Annotated in this window: 13 protein-coding genes; 5 read left to right on the plus strand and 8 right to left on the minus strand. The window is 72.4% G+C overall.

The annotated features are described in order from the left end of the window. The first annotated feature begins 324 nt into the window (after positions 1 to 324). Both AB0C84_RS24410 and AB0C84_RS24415 read left to right on the plus strand, forming a co-directional pair. Positions 325 to 1,530 (plus strand): lysylphosphatidylglycerol synthase transmembrane domain-containing protein, encoded by a 1,206-nt coding sequence (locus AB0C84_RS24410; RefSeq protein ID WP_361070363.1) that lies wholly within the window; start codon positions 325 to 327, stop codon positions 1,528 to 1,530. A gap of 129 nt (positions 1,531 to 1,659) precedes the next feature. After that, positions 1,660 to 2,205 carry a flavin reductase family protein gene (locus AB0C84_RS24415; protein ID WP_361070366.1) on the plus strand — a complete coding sequence of 182 codons (546 nt, stop codon included), beginning with the start codon at positions 1,660 to 1,662 and terminating at the stop codon, positions 2,203 to 2,205. Here AB0C84_RS24415 and AB0C84_RS24420 read toward each other — a convergent pair. The 6 genes from AB0C84_RS24420 to AB0C84_RS24445 all read right to left on the minus strand — a co-directional run bounded on the left by AB0C84_RS24420 (position 2,183) and on the right by AB0C84_RS24445 (position 8,768). Next, positions 2,183 to 3,403, minus strand: a complete 1,221-nt coding sequence (locus AB0C84_RS24420) for an ROK family transcriptional regulator (protein ID WP_361070611.1) — start codon at positions 3,401 to 3,403, stop codon at positions 2,183 to 2,185. The genes AB0C84_RS24415 and AB0C84_RS24420 overlap by 23 nt on opposite strands. Then, complete coding sequence (locus AB0C84_RS24425; RefSeq protein ID WP_361070369.1) at positions 3,403 to 4,161, minus strand: ATP-binding cassette domain-containing protein; 759 nt, start codon at positions 4,159 to 4,161, stop codon at positions 3,403 to 3,405. Before AB0C84_RS24425 ends, AB0C84_RS24420 begins: the two co-directional genes overlap by 1 nt. Positions 4,162 to 4,379: 218 nt before the next feature. Further along, positions 4,380 to 5,663, minus strand: a complete 1,284-nt coding sequence (locus AB0C84_RS24430) for an ABC transporter permease (RefSeq protein WP_361070372.1) — start codon at positions 5,661 to 5,663, stop codon at positions 4,380 to 4,382. Positions 5,664 to 5,674: 11 nt separating this feature from the next. Continuing rightward, positions 5,675 to 6,460, minus strand: a complete 786-nt coding sequence (locus AB0C84_RS24435) for an ATP-binding cassette domain-containing protein (protein ID WP_179843245.1) — start codon at positions 6,458 to 6,460, stop codon at positions 5,675 to 5,677. A gap of 120 nt (positions 6,461 to 6,580) precedes the next feature. Beyond that, a complete protein-coding gene (locus AB0C84_RS24440; RefSeq protein WP_361070377.1) occupies positions 6,581 to 7,654 on the minus strand; it encodes a substrate-binding domain-containing protein in 1,074 nt (357 codons plus the stop codon). A gap of 820 nt (positions 7,655 to 8,474) precedes the next feature. Continuing rightward, the gene (locus AB0C84_RS24445; protein WP_179278877.1) at positions 8,475 to 8,768 is read right to left on the minus strand and encodes a hypothetical protein; all 294 of its coding nucleotides are present in this window, start codon (positions 8,766 to 8,768) and stop codon (positions 8,475 to 8,477) included. Between the two features lie 200 nt (positions 8,769 to 8,968). On the opposite strand from AB0C84_RS24445, the gene AB0C84_RS24450 reads away from it, so the two are divergent. Both AB0C84_RS24450 and AB0C84_RS24455 read left to right on the plus strand, forming a co-directional pair. Next, positions 8,969 to 9,559, plus strand: coding sequence for a hypothetical protein (locus tag AB0C84_RS24450; RefSeq protein ID WP_361070380.1), 591 nt, complete (start codon positions 8,969 to 8,971; stop codon positions 9,557 to 9,559). A 54-nt stretch (positions 9,560 to 9,613) separates the two neighbouring features. Beyond that, positions 9,614 to 12,136 (plus strand): M14 family zinc carboxypeptidase, encoded by a 2,523-nt coding sequence (locus AB0C84_RS24455; protein ID WP_361070383.1) that lies wholly within the window; start codon positions 9,614 to 9,616, stop codon positions 12,134 to 12,136. Between the two features lie 43 nt (positions 12,137 to 12,179). On the opposite strand, the gene AB0C84_RS24460 is transcribed toward AB0C84_RS24455, so the two are convergent. Then, the gene (locus AB0C84_RS24460) at positions 12,180 to 12,854 is read right to left on the minus strand and encodes a peptidyl-tRNA hydrolase (protein WP_361070386.1); all 675 of its coding nucleotides are present in this window, start codon (positions 12,852 to 12,854) and stop codon (positions 12,180 to 12,182) included. 100 nt (positions 12,855 to 12,954) lie between these two features. Between AB0C84_RS24460 and AB0C84_RS24465 the strand changes: the two genes are divergently transcribed. Then, positions 12,955 to 14,025 carry a hypothetical protein gene (locus AB0C84_RS24465; RefSeq protein ID WP_361070389.1) on the plus strand — a complete coding sequence of 357 codons (1,071 nt, stop codon included), beginning with the start codon at positions 12,955 to 12,957 and terminating at the stop codon, positions 14,023 to 14,025. Here the strand turns inward: AB0C84_RS24465 and AB0C84_RS24470 are convergent. Further along, positions 14,022 to 14,612: an HAD family phosphatase gene (locus AB0C84_RS24470; RefSeq protein ID WP_258938609.1), complete on the minus strand. Its 591-nt coding sequence runs from the start codon at positions 14,610 to 14,612 to the stop codon at positions 14,022 to 14,024. The two genes, AB0C84_RS24465 and AB0C84_RS24470, sit on opposite strands and share 4 nt — an antisense overlap. Positions 14,613 to 14,658 lie beyond the last annotated feature (46 nt).

A 14,658-nucleotide genomic window follows, 5' to 3' on the forward strand; every position in this document is an offset into this window, starting at 1 on the left:
GGCGCTCGTCAGGCCGGTAGTGGGCGAGGTTGGCGCGGACGGTGCCGTGGAAGTCGAAGTTGCGGGAGTTCTTCACCCGGCCTTCACCCGATCCGGAGGGCGTCCTTTCCGCGAGAACGGGCAGAAATCAGGACAGAACAGAAACGCCGGACATCAAACGATCATCCGGCGAGGCACTGCGACAGGTCTTCCATCCGCCCGCCGGCCGCGTCCTCGCGACGGACGTGGCACAAGTCACTTTGCGGTTTGTTTTCACTCCCGGGGGAATGTCCTACCCGGACCGTAGGTTGCGCATGGCGGGCGAGCTTGCGAGGTGACCGGGACATGAACGACACAGTCACGGCACCGGTCCATCCCCCGGCCGAAGCCGACCCGCCGTTCCCCCTCCTGAACGAGCCTGACGAGCAGGCCCCGGTGCGCCCGTGGTGGCGGCGCAGAGCCGGTCTGATCGTCCAGTGGGCGCTGGTCCTCGGCGCCCTGGCCGCGCTCCCCCTCTACCGCGACGAACTCCCCGACCTCGGCGCCATCTGGAGGGCCGCCTCGCACGCCGACCCGGGCTGGCTGACCATGGTCGTGCTGGCCGTGGCGGGCTCGATGGGCGCGTTCGCCCGGCTCCAGCGCCGGCTGCTGCGCGTCGGCGGGCTGCGGATGCCGCTGCGCCGCGCGTTCGCGATCACCTACGCGGGCAACGCCCTGTCCACGACGCTGCCGGCGGGCCCGGCGGTGAGCGTGGTCTACACGTTCCGGCAGTTCCGCCGCGCGGGCGCCTCGACCCAGCTCGCCACCGCGGTGATCCTGGCCGGCGGAGTGATCACCACCTCGGCCTACTCCCTGATCGGCCTCCTGGCACTGGTGGCCGACCCGCACGCCCGCGGTTTCGCGCTGCTCGCCCTGGCCGTCCCGCTGGTCCTGGCCGTGCTGCTCGTCCCCGCGCTGCGGTGGCGCCCGCTGCGCGCCCTGCTGACGGCGCCGCTGCGCCGCGCCCACCGGGCCGCGCTCGCCCACCCGAAGATCGCACCGTACGCGGAGCGGCTCGCGGGCGTCCGCGACATCCTGCGGCCGACCCTGCGCGACTGGGCCGCGCTCATCGCGCTGGCCCTGCTGAACTGGGTGTTCGACATCCTGGCGCTGCTGTCGGCGGCGCACGCGGTCGGCGTCGACGTCGCACCGAACGGCGTCGCCCTCACCTACTTCGCCGCCCAGGCGGCGGGCAGCCTGCTCCCGCTCCTGCCCGGCGGCCTCGGCGCCATCGAGGGCAGCATGGCCGCGTCGCTGGTGGCGTTCGGCGCGACGCTGTCACCCGCCGCCGCGGCCGTCGGCCTGTACCGGCTCGTCTCCTACTGGGCCGTCGTCGGGGTCGGCTGGATCGCCTGGGCCGGGCTGCACGAGGGCCCGCGCCTCCCGGCCCACGCCAGGGCGGCGCTGGCCGGTACCGGACGCCTGATCATGGACGGCATGTCCGCGGTCGTGTTCCTCACCCCCTACACGGCCGTCCCGGCCCAGACTCCGGCCGAGGCGCCGCGCCCGTAGCGGCGGCCTCCGTCCGCGGACCGAACCCGGGCGGGACCTTCGACGGAGATCGTCCCGGAGGGGAATCAGCGAGCCGCGGCACGGGCTTTAGTGGACATCGACGTACCCCCGCCGACGGAACGGACCCCAATGCACGGATCGCCCGACCGCTCGTCCGGCCCCTCGGCGACCGGCCTCGACCCGGCCGCGTTCCGCTCGGTGCTGGGCAGGTTCCCCACCGGCGTCGTCGCCGTCACCGCCATCGATCCCGCATCGGGGCTCCCCGCGGGCCTGGCCGTGAACTCGTTCACGTCCGTCTCCCTCGACCCGCCCCTGGTGGCGTTCTGCGTGGCGCACACCAGCACCACCTGGCCGATCATGCGCACCGCGGCCCGCCTGTGCGTCAGCATCCTGGCCGAGCCGCAACGGGACGTCTCCGACCGGCTCGCCTTCGGAAGCGGCCCGGAGAAGTTCGACGGCGTCCGCTGGACGCGCGGCCCCGGCGGCGCTCCCCTGATCGACGGCGCGCTGGCCTGGATCGAGTGCTCGGTCGAGCAGGAGCACGTCGCCGGCGACCATCTGATCGTCGTCGCCCGCGCCCACGACCTCGCGGAGCACCAGGGCGCGGGCCCCCTGGTCTTCTACGGGAGCGGCTACGGCGCCTTCACGCGCTTCACACCGTCTCAGGGGCTCTGAGCCGCGTCAGGACCTGGACGGGGTCGGCCAGCACCTCGGCGAAGGCGAACTCGGCGGCGCCGACCAGGGTGGTGTCGTCCCCCAGGGTGGCGGTGCGCAGCTTGACCTTCTCGCGGGGGGCGGCGAGGGCGTTGGTCGCCAGGACGCTGCGGATCTGCGCGGCGGCGCCCAGGAAGATGTCGCGGAGCGTGCCGCCGAAGATGACCAGGCCCGGGTTGAAGAGGTTCACGAGGTTGGCGACGCCGAGCCCGAGCCAGTTGCCGACGCGGTGCAGCGCCTCCCGGGCCTTGATGTCGCCGGCGTCGGCCGCGGCGACGACGGCGCGGACCGCGTCGCGCCCGGGCTGGCCGGGTATCTCCTTGCGGCCGGCGAGGTCGAGCAGCGTCCGCTCCCCCACCTCGGCCTCCAGGCAGCCCTTCGAGCCGCAGGCGCAGGGCCGGCCCCCGGGATTGATCACCATGTGCCCGATCTCGCCGCCGAACCCCTCGTCGCCGCCGAGCAGCCGGCCGTGCGCGATGATGCCACCGCCGACGCCCACGTCGCCGTGCAGGTAGATGAGGTTGTCGCAGTTCACCCCCGCGCCGCGCTCGTGCTCGGCGACCGCGCCGAGGTTGGCGTCGTTGCACACCGAGACGGGGATGCCGAGGCCGAGCCGGCGGGACAGGGCGTCGCCGAGGCGCAGCCCGCCCACGTCCAGGTTCGGCCCGAACATGATCGAATCGTCGGAGCGGCGGACGGTGCCGGGGAAGCCGAGGGCGGCGCCGACGCAGACGGCGTCGCGCTCGGCCTTGCGGACCAGGGAGCGGGCGCCCGCCACGAGCACGCCGAGCAGGTCGGCGGGGTCGGAGTCGCGGGCGCGGACGCCCTCGCGCCGGTCCAGCACGACGCCGCCGAGGCCGACGCGGGCGACGACGAGCCGGTCGACGCCGACCTCGAACGCCAGCACGTAGACGCGGGTCGACTCGGGCCGCACCACGAGCGACGGACGCCCGGCGCGGCGCCCCGGTCCGCGCGGCAGCTCCTCGCGCACCAGCCCGGCGGAGGTGAGGTCGGACGTCAGCGCCATGATCGTGCTGCGGTTGAGGCCGAGGGACTCGGCGAGCACGGCCCGGGACGCGGGGCCGCGCAGGTGCACGAAGCGCAGCAGCGTCCCGAGGTTGTGGCGCCGGATGTCCTCCTGTGACGGGCCCGCCCTCATCATCGGCGCAGCCCCAGCTCTCCGCTGGAGCCGGAGGTGATCAGCTCCACGACCTGCCGGTGGGTGACGTCGGCGGTGCGGACCTGGGCGACCATCCGCCCGAGGTAGAGCGCGGCGATCCGGTCGGAGACCGCGAACACGTCGTTCATGTTGTGGGAGATCAGCACGACGGCGAGGCCCTTGTCGGCGAGCCGCCGGACCATCTCCAGGACCTGCTGGGTCTGCGCGACGCCGAGCGCTGCGGCGGGCTCGTCGAGCACCACGACCTTGCTGTCCCACAGCACGGCGCGGGCGATCGCGACGGTCTGCCGCTGGCCGCCCGACAGGTTCGAGACGCGCTGCCGGACCGAGCCCATGGTGCGGACGGCGAGGCCCGACAGCGTCGTGCGCGCCAGCTCCTCCATGAGGGTCTCGTCGAGGGCGAGGCCGCGGCGCTCCTCACGGCCGAGGAACAGGTTCTGGACGATGTCGAGGTTCTCGCAGAGGGCGAGGTCCTGGTGGACGATCTCGATGCCGAGGCGGCTGGCGTCGCGGGGGGAGCCGACCCGGACCTGCTCGCCCTCGAAGCGGTACTCGCCCTTGTCGAAGGAGTGGATCCCGCCGATGCACCTGACGAGGGTGGTCTTGCCGGCGCCGTTGTCGCCGACGAGCGCGGTGACCTCGCCCGGGTAGGCGGAGAACGCGACGTCCTGCAGCACCTTCACCGAGCCGAAGCTCTTGTCGATGCCGCGCAGGTCCAGAACAGGCGTCACTGACATGCCGAGGGGCTCCCACCGTGCCGCACCGCCGCCGCGCGCCTGGCGGTCGTGGTGAGTGAGCGTAGCAGTCGGATTCTCCGTCCGGGCACCGTCGGAGGGCCTGTCCGAGCGGCCTCGCGGCCAGGCCCGGGAGCCGGTGGGGCGGGCCACCGACTCCCGGGCGTTTCCGGCCGCGCTCACGGGGTCACCGTGTTCACGGGATTACCGCGTCCACCGGGTCATCTGCCCGCGCTGGACCGGCGGCGCCTCGCAAGGGCGTCGATGCTCGCGGCGAACAGCAGCACGATCCCGGTGATGAGGTAGCTCAGGTAGGCCTTCGTGCCGAGCAGCCCCAGCCCGTTCTCGATGAGCGCGATGACGAGGCCGCCGAGCACGGCGTCGCGTGCCTTGCCGCGCCCGCCGAACAGGCTCGTCCCGCCGATGACAGCGGCGCCCACCGCGTACAGCAGCGTGTTGCCGCCGCCCGAGTTGGTCGCGACGGAGCTGAGGCGGGACGCGGCGACGATGCCGCTGACCGCCGCCAGCCCGGAGGCGATCATGAACACCGAGATCTTGATGCGGGTGACGTTGATGCCGGCCCGGCGGGCCGCCTCGGAGTTGCCGCCCACCGCGTAGATGTGCCGCCCGTAGCCGGTGCGGCCGAGCACGAACGTGCAGATCACGAGCAGGCCGCCGACGAGCAGCACCCCCCACGGGATCCCGCCGAGGGTGATCAGCGGGCTGGGAGCGCGGTCCAGGCTCAGCACGTAGGTGCTGATCAGCAGCGCGGCCGCGACGACGCCGCACTGCGCGACCACGAGGCCCAGCGGCTTGGAGTGCAGGTTGCGGACGTTCTGGCGGCGCCAGCGCAGCAGCAGCGTCGCGGAGTAGCCGACGACGCAGGCGATGGCGAGCACCCAGCCGAGCCAGATCGGCATGTTCTTGTTGGCGAGCGCCACGACGAAGTCGTCGCGGACGGGCACCGTCCCGCCGTCGCCGATCAGCCACAGCGTGATGCCCTGCAGGCCCAGGAAGAACGCCAGCGTCACCACGAACGATGGGATGCGCAGGAACGCGACCAGCCAGCCGATCACCGTCCCGATGACGACGCCGATCGCCACGGCGCTGAGCACCGCGACGTACCAGGACTGTCCCGAGTCGACCATCAGCTTGGCCATCACCGCGGCGCAGACACCGCTGGCCACACCGGCCGACAGGTCGATCTCGCCCAGCAGCAGGACGAAGACCAGACCCATGGCGAGGATCGTGATGGGCAGCGCCTGGGTGGCCAGGTTCGCGATGTTGCCCTTGCTGAGGAAGGTGTCGGGCTTCAGCGCCGTGAACAGGGCCACCAGCGCGATCAGGCCGAGGATGGCGGGGAGCGCGCCCAGCTCACCGGCCTTGATCTTGTGCCAGTAGTCCAGCAGCGCGGAGTTCATGTCGTGCTTGCGCCGGTCGTTCGAGAAGTCCGAGTCCGCCAGCTTCACGGCGGCCTCCTTGCTTTGGGGGGCGTCAGTGGACATCTGGTCCCCTTTCAGATGCTCTCGGCGGCGGTCTGCGGCGCGAGGCCGAGATCACCGGAACGGCCGGCGGTGATGAGCTCCACGACCTGTCCGTGGGTCACCTCGGAGGTGGCGACGTCCGCGGCGACCCGGCCGAGGTAGAGGGCCGAGACGCGGTCGGCCACCTCGAACACGTCGTTCATGTTGTGCGAGATGAGCACGACGGCGTGCCCGGTGTCGGCGAGACGCCGGACGAGGTCGAGGACCTGCCGGGTCTGGGCGACGCCGAGCGCGGCCGTGGGCTCGTCCAGGATCACGACCTTGGACTCCCACAGCGCCGCCTTGGCGATGGCGACGGTCTGCCGCTGCCCGCCGGACAGGCTCGCCACCTGCTGGCGGACGGACTTGACGGTGCGGACCGAGAGCCGGGCGAGGGTCTCACGGGCCGCCTCCTCCATCGACGGCTCGTCCAGCACGATGCCCTTGCGCCGCTCGCGGCCGAGGAACATGTTCTGCACGATGTCGAGGTTGTCGGCGAGGGCGAGGTCCTGGTAGACGATCTCGATGCCGAGCGCGGAGGCGGTGCGCGGTCCGTCGATCGAGACGGGCTTGCCCTCGAACTCGATCTGCCCCGAGTCGATGGGGTGGATCCCGGCGATGCACTTGATCAGGGTCGACTTGCCGGCTCCGTTGTCGCCGACGAGGGCCATGACCTCACCCAGGCGCACGGAGAAGTCCACGTCGTGCAGCACATGGACGGGGCCGAAGCTCTTGTTGAGCCCGGTCAGGCGGAGGACGGGGTCTCCTTTTTCAGCCACGAGTTTCCTTCCAGAGGTTCGGGCGTCTAGGACCGTGGCGGGCCCCTGGCGTCCCGAGTTTCCGGGAGGCCGGGACGCCCTCAGCGGGGAGGGGCCCGCCACGGAGTCAGCGTCGGGCTCCTACTGGATGCCCGCGTCCTTGCACTTGGCCGCGTACGCGCCCTTGCACAGGTCTTCCTTCTTGACGAACCCGTCGTCCGTGACCTGCTTGATGTTGTCCTTGAAGACGCCGATCGGGGTCAGGAGCACCGACGGCACGTCCCGCTTGCCCTCCGGGTCGTTCGTGGTGCCGTTCGTCTCGCCCTTCTCGCCCTTGATGAGGGAGACGGCGAGCTTGGCGGCCGCGTCGGCCTCCTGCTTGACCGGCTTGTAGACCGTCATGCACTGGTTGCCGTCGAGGATGTTCTGCAGCCCCTCGAGCGTGGCGTCCTGGCCGGTGACGGCGACCTTGCCGGCCTCCTTGTTCTTCTTGAGGATCGAGATGACCGCACCGCCGATGCCGTCGTTGGCGGCGACCACACCGTCGATCTTGCCGCCCTTCTCGGTCCACATCTGCTCGAAGATCGTGGCGGCCTGCTCGGCCTTCCAGTCCGGGACGGCCTGCTCGGCGACCTTCTTGTAGGAGGTCACCTTGTCGAGCACGTTGTGCGCGCCCTTGGCGAACAGCGTCGCGTTGTTGTCGGTCGGAGCGCCGTTCAGGTAGGCGACGTTGGCCGCCTTGTCACCGAGGCACTTCTGGAGGCCCTTGCCGAGCTCCTCGCCGACCTTCACGTTGTCGAAGGAGACGTAGTAGTCGGAGACGCCGCCGAGGGAGAGCCGGTCGTAGTCGATGGTCTTGACGCCCTGGGCCTGCGCCTTGCGCTGCACGGCGGCCGCCGAGTTGGAGTCGATGCCGTCCAGGACCAGGACCGTGACGCCGCTGGTGAGCATCTGGTCGGCGATCGTCTGGAAGCGCTGGGTCGAACCCTCGGCGTTCTGGATGTCGTAGGCCACGCCGGCGGCCTTGAAGGCCTGCTCCAGGTACGGCCGGTCGAAGCTCTCGTACCGGACGGACGAGGTGGTGTCGGGCAGGATCACGCCGACCTTGCCCTTCGAGCCGCCGCCCGCGTCGTTGGAGTCGCCGTCCCCGCACGCGGTGAGGCTGAGCGCCGCCGCCGTCGTGACGGCCAAGAAGCTGAGGATCCCCTTGCGCATTGCCCGGGTCCTTTCTGGGGGGTGGCCGCCGTGCGGCCGGGGGTGGTAGCCGGTGAGCGAGATCACCCGCTACCGACGGGAATGTTGTGTCCCGCAACTTACGTCGCGCATGTCCGTCGCGCCAGACTTCAGCGAAAGTTCATTTGTTGTCGGCGGTAACAATCATGTAACACGAGATCAACACGGGTGGAACACGAGGCCTGCCGCACGACCCGCAGGAGGGCACCGGCCACCGCTCGCCCACACCCGAACGGACCCCCGTCGGCGTAAATGTTTCGTGGGTCAACATTCACCGCGACCCGCCGTCAACCCGCGCCTCACCCCAGCGCCCCCGCCACGCACGAAACGACGCCCCCGCACCCGACGCACCCAGCCCCAACTGCCGCAGCACCGCAGGTCAGCGCCCCAAACCCAGCCCAGTACCACAAGTCAAACGCCCCCGCGCCAGAAGGACACCGCACCCCCCAGCCCCCACTCCAACCCACCCCACGCCCCACACCAACCCGAGCCACACTCCGTCGCGGGGGGGGGGCGACAAGCCGGGCCGCGCTCCATCCCGGGAGCGTCCACAGCCGGCGCAGGCCTCAACCGGGCCGCGCCACACCCGACGTCGTCTCTCAACCCTGACCGCGCACCAATGGGGGCGTGCGCAAGTTGAGGCGCACCTCTGGAGGGCTGCGCCACAACGCACGCCGTCTCTCAGGCCGGGCCAGCCAGCGCTTCGTCGTGGGGCGGGTGCGCGTCAGGGCATGGCTCAGGGCGCGCTGTGCCTTATGCCGCGGGTCGCGGTTTGGGGCCCCGGGTTTCGCCGGGGCCTGGGTCAGGCGGACAGGACGCGGGCCACTCGGTCGGCCGCCGCGGCGGCGTCGGCGGCGGGCGCGATGCGCTCGGCCCACGACCACCAGTACCACCAGCCGTCCGCGCCCTGCTCCGCCAGGATGTTCTCGGTCAGCGCGGCGGCGTCGGGATTCATCACGTGCAGGCTGGGCGACTGGCCGCGGGGCAGGGTGAGACGCACCCGGAGGCCGCGTTTGACCAGCTCCTCGCCGAGTTCTTCCAGATATTCGATCCGCGTCTTCGACGGCGCGGCTGTTCCCGTATCGTCAGGCGTCATCCTTGTTCCCTCACGGACTCCGTGCGGCCCGACGTGCACCTCAGCCTCCCCCTTCACCCGCCCGGGCGCAAGCACCCCGGCCCGGTGCCCGCGAGCCGAACGGGCGGGGCCGCGAGGGGCGCACCGCGTTTCGGAGGTCGTCCGGACCTTATCCGGGATATCTTGCGCTTGGCAGATGAACCGGCACACGGGGGCTGACGATGACGGTGGGAGCGAGTGCCCAGCCAGGTTCGGGGCCGTCCGCGCCGGCCGGCGGCGCCGCACGGACGTGGCACCGGTTCCACTACGCGGTCGGCGTGTTCGTCATCGCCTACGGCGTGGCGGCCCTCGCGAGCGCGGCGGCGCTGTGGGGCGACCGGCTGGACGAGATGGAGGGCTACTTCGGGTCCGGACCGGCCTCGGGGATCCTCGTCCTCGCCAAGGCCGTCGAGGTCCTGCTCGTGGTCGCCGCCGTGGCGGGCGTGCTCATGCGCCGCGACCTGCTGCTGGTTCCGCCGGTGGCGGGCTGGATGGCCGGGTTCGCGATGTTCGCCGTCCTGGACGTCTTCACGGGCAGGTGGGGCGGGCTCGTCGAGCACCTGGCCTACCTGGCGGCGTTCGTCGTGCTGCTCTTCCTCTCCTACGGGCTCAGCGCGAAGGCGCAGCTCGCGAAGGCCCCGAAGGGCCCCGCGCCGGACGGCTCCCCGCGCGGCCCGAGCGGCCTGACGTGGACGCAGGAGTTCGCGCTCCAGGCCATCAACCGGGCCGCCGCGCTCACCGGCCCGCGGACGCGCCCGGACAAGCGCGACTGATCTTGGCAGATGTTGCCCTTGGTGGCGCTCCCGGCGGGTGCCACGTTGTGCCTCATGAGAGCCCGAAAACTGGCGCTGCCTGTGGTGATGGCCGCGTCCTTGGCGGTCCCGGCGTCGCTCGCCGCGCCCGCCGCCGCGCTGCCGGCCGCGCCGGCGTCCGGCTGCGACCCGACACGGACCGCACCGGTCTACCGGGGCAAGGTCCCCTCCCCCGAGCAGGTCCTCGGCTTCGACCTCGGTGAGCGCCCGGTCAGCGCCGCCGAGTCCGACACCTACCTGGAGACGGTCGCCGTCCGGAGCGAGCGCGTCGTGTCCGGGACGCTGGCCACCACCGCGCAGGGACGTCCGCTGAAGTACGCGATCGCCGGACGGCCCGAGCTGATCTCCAAGGCCGGGCTGGCGAAGGTGCGCTGGGAGGCCGGCCGGCTGCGCGACCCCCGCACGCCGGCCGCGCTCGCCAAACGGATCACCGATCGCGGCGTCCCGATCCTGTGGGTCAGCGGCAACGTCCACGGCGACGAGCCGAGCGGGACGGACGCGGCGCTGCGGGTGCTGCGCGACCTCGGCGACCGCGCCGACTGCGCCGCGACGGGGATCCTCGCCAACGCGCTCGTGATCGTCCTGCCGACGCAGAACCCGGACGGGCGCACGCTGCAGACGCGGCAGAACGCCTACGGCTTCGACATGAACCGCGACTGGTTCGCGCGCACGCAGCCGGAGACCGACGGCAAGCTCGCGATGCTGAACCAGTACCCGCCGGCGCTCTACATCGACGCCCACGAGATGGGCGGGGACTCGTTCTTCTTCCCGCCTAACGCCGACCCGATCTACCACGAGACGCCCGAGCAGGCGATCGGCTGGATCAACGACCTGTACGGCGCGTCGATGGCGGCCGAGTTCACCCGGCAGGGCATCGACTTCTTCAACAGGAACGTCTACGACCTCTTCTACCAGGGCTACGGCGACACGGTGCCGACCAGCGCGTTCCACGCCGCCGGGATGACCTACGAGAAGGGCGACGAGAGCCCGCACCCGGACCGGGTGAAGGAGCAGTACCTCACCCAGTGGGTGTCGCTGTCGGCCGCGGCGCGCAACCGGCACCGGATCCTCACCGAGTGGCGCCAGATGACGGTGGACGCCTACGCGCAGGGCAGGGCCGGGAAGCTGGAGCCCAACCAGATATACAACCCGCCGAACACGGTCGACCGCCAGGTGCCGGACCGGAAGGTGCGCGGCTACTTCCTGCGCGACGACGACCCGGCCAAGCGCGCCGAGGTCGCGCTCGTCGTGCGGCGGCTGCAGCGCATGGGTGTGCGCGTCGAGAAGCTCACCCGGCCGCTGGCCGTCCCGGACTTCAAGCCGTACGGGCGTCCGGAGGCCGCGACGACGCTGCCCGCGGGCACGTACTGGATCTCGATGGCGCAGGGCCAGAAGCACTGGATCCAGTCCATGCTGAACGAGGACTCCTACACACCGTTCCCGTACTTCTACGACGTGACGGCGTGGAGCCTGCCTCTGCTGGGCAACGTGGCCGGCGGGTCGTCCGGCGCCGTCCTGCACCCGCGGTCCGTCCCGCTGCGGACGCTTCCGGAGGCGCGTCCGGGCCACGACGGCAAGGCGCCCAAGCTGGGCGTCCTCCAGCTGTCGGGGACGTCCTCGTCCGCGCGGCAGTCGGCCGGATGGCTGAGGCACCGCCTCGACCGCGACTGGAAGCTGCCGTTCACGCTGCTCACCCCGGCGGACGTCGCGGCCGGCAGGCTCAAGGGCGTCGAGGTCCTGGTCACGCCGAACGGCCCGGCCGCGTCGGCCTACACGGCGCTCGGCGACGCCGGGCGCGCCGCGCTCCAGCAGTGGACGCGGGACGGCGGCCGCTACATCGGCTGGCAGGGCGGCACGCAGCTCGCGGCGCGTCTCGGCCTGACGACCGCGACGCTCGCGGAGCCGACGTCCGACATTCCCGGCACGCTGCTCCGCGTGAAGGTGGACGGGGCGAGCCCGCTGTCGAAGGGCGTCGGCGCGACGGCGTGGAACTTCACGTCCTACGACCCGGTCATGAAGGCGTCCAGCGGCGTCGTCGTGTCGTACCCGCAGGCGGATTCGCCCGACTGGTTCGTGTCCGGGTTCGAGCGCGGCGCGTCCGAGCTGGGCGGCACCGCGGCGGTCGTCGACCAGCCCCTCGGGAAGGGACGGTCCGTGCTGTTCGCGGCCGAGCCGAACTTCCGCGCGTTCAGCGACGGGACGGCCAAGCTGCTCTACAACGCGATCCTCGGCCCTGACCCCGCCAAGGCGGCGGCGCCGCAGGCCGCCGCGACGGCGAAGGCGGCACAGGAGGCGGCGCAGCTGCCGTCCTACGAGTCGCCGATCCGTGTCTCGGTCAAGGCCGCGGACGCCGCGAAGGCCGAGTCCCTGCTGCGGGCCGCCGGCGCGACGTGGACGCGGCGCGGCGCCGGCGGCGTCGTCCACTACGTGATCGACAACCCGCGGGGCCTTCCGGCGGACCACCACCCGTTCGCCGGGCGCCTGCCGTCCCTGATCCGCAAGGCCGGGATCACCCCGGTCGCGGTCGTCCTTCCCTGACCCGTCCCGCGCGGCGCGCCGGCCCACTCCGGCGCGCCGTGCCCTACTTCCGCACCAGCCAGGCGATCGCGGTCATCGTGCCGGGCGGGACCTCGGTGAAGCCGCCGTCCCGGACCGCGACCGCCGCCTCCTTCACGCACCGGTCCCACGGCACGTCCCGCGCCAGGTGGACGGGGGCGCCCGCCTCGATCCACGCCGCCACGTGACGGCGGCGGCCCTGGCGGAGCAGCAGCTGGGCGGCGTGCCCGCACTGGGCGGCGGCCTTCCCCGTCGTCATCGTCACGTCCGGATTGAGCGCGATCACCGCGTACGGGGGTTCGGGCGGCGGCGCCGCCTCCTGCGCCTGCGCGAGATCGAGGCCCGCGACCTGGAGCTTGGCCAGCTGGGGCGGGACGTCCGACACCGGCCCCGGCGGGAACGCCCGCACCTGGGCCCCCGCGTGCCGGACGGTGACGCCGGGCAGCGCCTCCGCCTCCGGCCAGCGGACGCCGCGGGCCCGCCGCGTCACCTTCCGGATCCGGCGCGACTCCCACTCCCGGACGGCCTCCCGCCACTCCCCCTCGGGTTCGGCGGCGCGCGGGTCGCTCAGCAGCAGGACGACCGCGGTCGCCGCCGCCTCGCAGACCGCGTCGTGACTGGGCGGATCGGCCTTCTCGGCGCGTACCACCAGTTGCATCGCCCACGGCGGGTCGTCAAGGGGGTCATAGTCGGGTCGCACCCGTGGAGTATTCCAAACCGCGTTCCGCTTCCCGGGAGCGGTAGTGGGTACTGCAACTCTTGCCGTCCCCCGGACGTCGTTCAGGTACGGGAGGTCGCCGGTGACCCATGGCGCATGGAGCGATTCCATACCGGGAATCGGGACGTTCTTCGTCGGTATCGACATCGCCCCGGGCCGCTACCGCTGCGAGGACGGCAAGGGCGGCTGGTGGGTGCGCTTCACCGGCCCCGGCGGAGGCGATCCCGTGGGCTCGTGGCCGCTGCCCGCCGGCCCGACCGAGATCGAGATCGCGCAGACGGACTTCGCGTTCGAGACGCACGTCTCCACGTCCTGGCGGCGCATCGCACCGCCCCGCTCCCCCGAGGACGGCGCCCCGGCCGAGCCTCGCCCGGTCGCCGACCCGGCGCTGCGCGCCGAGCTGGACACGATCGTCGCGCGCCGCAGGCCGCTGGTGTGGCTGGCGCCGCTGTCGGTCCTCGCCCTCGGCCTGCTCGGCTCCCCGCTCCTCGGCTCGCTGTGGCTGATCGGCCTCGGCATGCTCGCGGTGCTGGTCGCGCTCGGCACCCCGTCGGTCTCGCTGGACCTGCGGCGCGCCCGGGAGCTGGAGCGGCGCCGCGACCGCTACCTCGTCCCCGAGGACTTCGACGACGACGGCCGCGCGCTGCTGGCCCGCGTCCAGGCGGCCGTCGACGCCGTCCGCGACTCGCAGGTCAACCGCGAGGGCCTGCTGGACGCGGTGGACAACGCCGTCACGCTGCCGCGCCAGGAATGGGAGATCGCGCAGGTCCTGGCGAAGCAGTCGAGGCTGCGCACGGACCACGCCGACATGGCCGGGACGGAGACGATCCCCGAGGTGCAGGCGGCGCTGCGGCCGCTGCGCGACAAGCTCGACACCTCGGTGGAGGCGGTGACGCGCCGCATCGAGGCCCTGGAGCGCTACGCCGAGCGCGCCAGGTCGGCCGACGAGGTGCTGCGCGCCCAGCGCCACCTGGAGTCGATCGCGGAGAAGGCGCACGAGTACGACGAGCTGCTGGCCGACACCGTCCGGGACGACCTCGCCCTCCCCGCCATCGAACGCCTGACCGAGCAGGGCGACGAACTCCTGCGCACCCTCCGCGAGCGCCTCGCCAAGGCGGCCGAAGCAGGCGGCGAGCTCCCACCCCCCGCCTAGTAGGCGGTGAGGGCGCGGACCTGGGCCGGGGACGTGAAGAGTTCGGCGCGCATGCCGGTCTCGCGGGCGGCGAGGACGTTGCGTTCGTTGTCGTCGAAGAACAGGACGTCGGCGGGGTCGACGCCGAGGCGGCCGGCGCAGATCTCGTAGGCGCGGGGGTCGGGCTTGGCGACGCCGATGCGGCAGGAGTAGACGCGCTCGTCGAAGCGGGAGAGCCAGGCGCCGTGCCGGGCCTCGAAGCGGGGCACCAGGTCGCCGATGATGTTGGAGAGCAGCCCGAGCGTGCGCCCCTCGTCGGCCAGCTCGCCGACGAGGGCGACCATCTCCCCGTCGACGTCGGTCCAGCTTTCGAGGTCGGCCTCGGTCAGCGCGGGGACGTCGGGGAACGTGGCGCCGAGCCGGCTCGCGACGTCCGCCCAGTAGGACGCGCTCTCCTGGCCGGCGTCGTAGGCGGGGCGGCAGGCCCAGTAGGCGTCCCAGAACGCGGGGCCCGGCGTCCCGGCGATCTCCTCGATCCGCCGCACCGCCTCGGGCGTCTGGGTTCGGGCGATCACTCCGTACAGGTCGAACACGATCACATCGGGCATGGCACGAGCCTATTCGGCGCGGGCGGCGGCCCGGGAAACCTCTGTA

Origin of the sequence: Actinomadura sp. NPDC048955, from assembly GCF_040649435.1 — a bacterium.
Taxonomy (GTDB): Bacteria; Actinomycetota; Actinomycetes; order Streptosporangiales; family Streptosporangiaceae; genus Spirillospora; species Spirillospora luteofluorescens.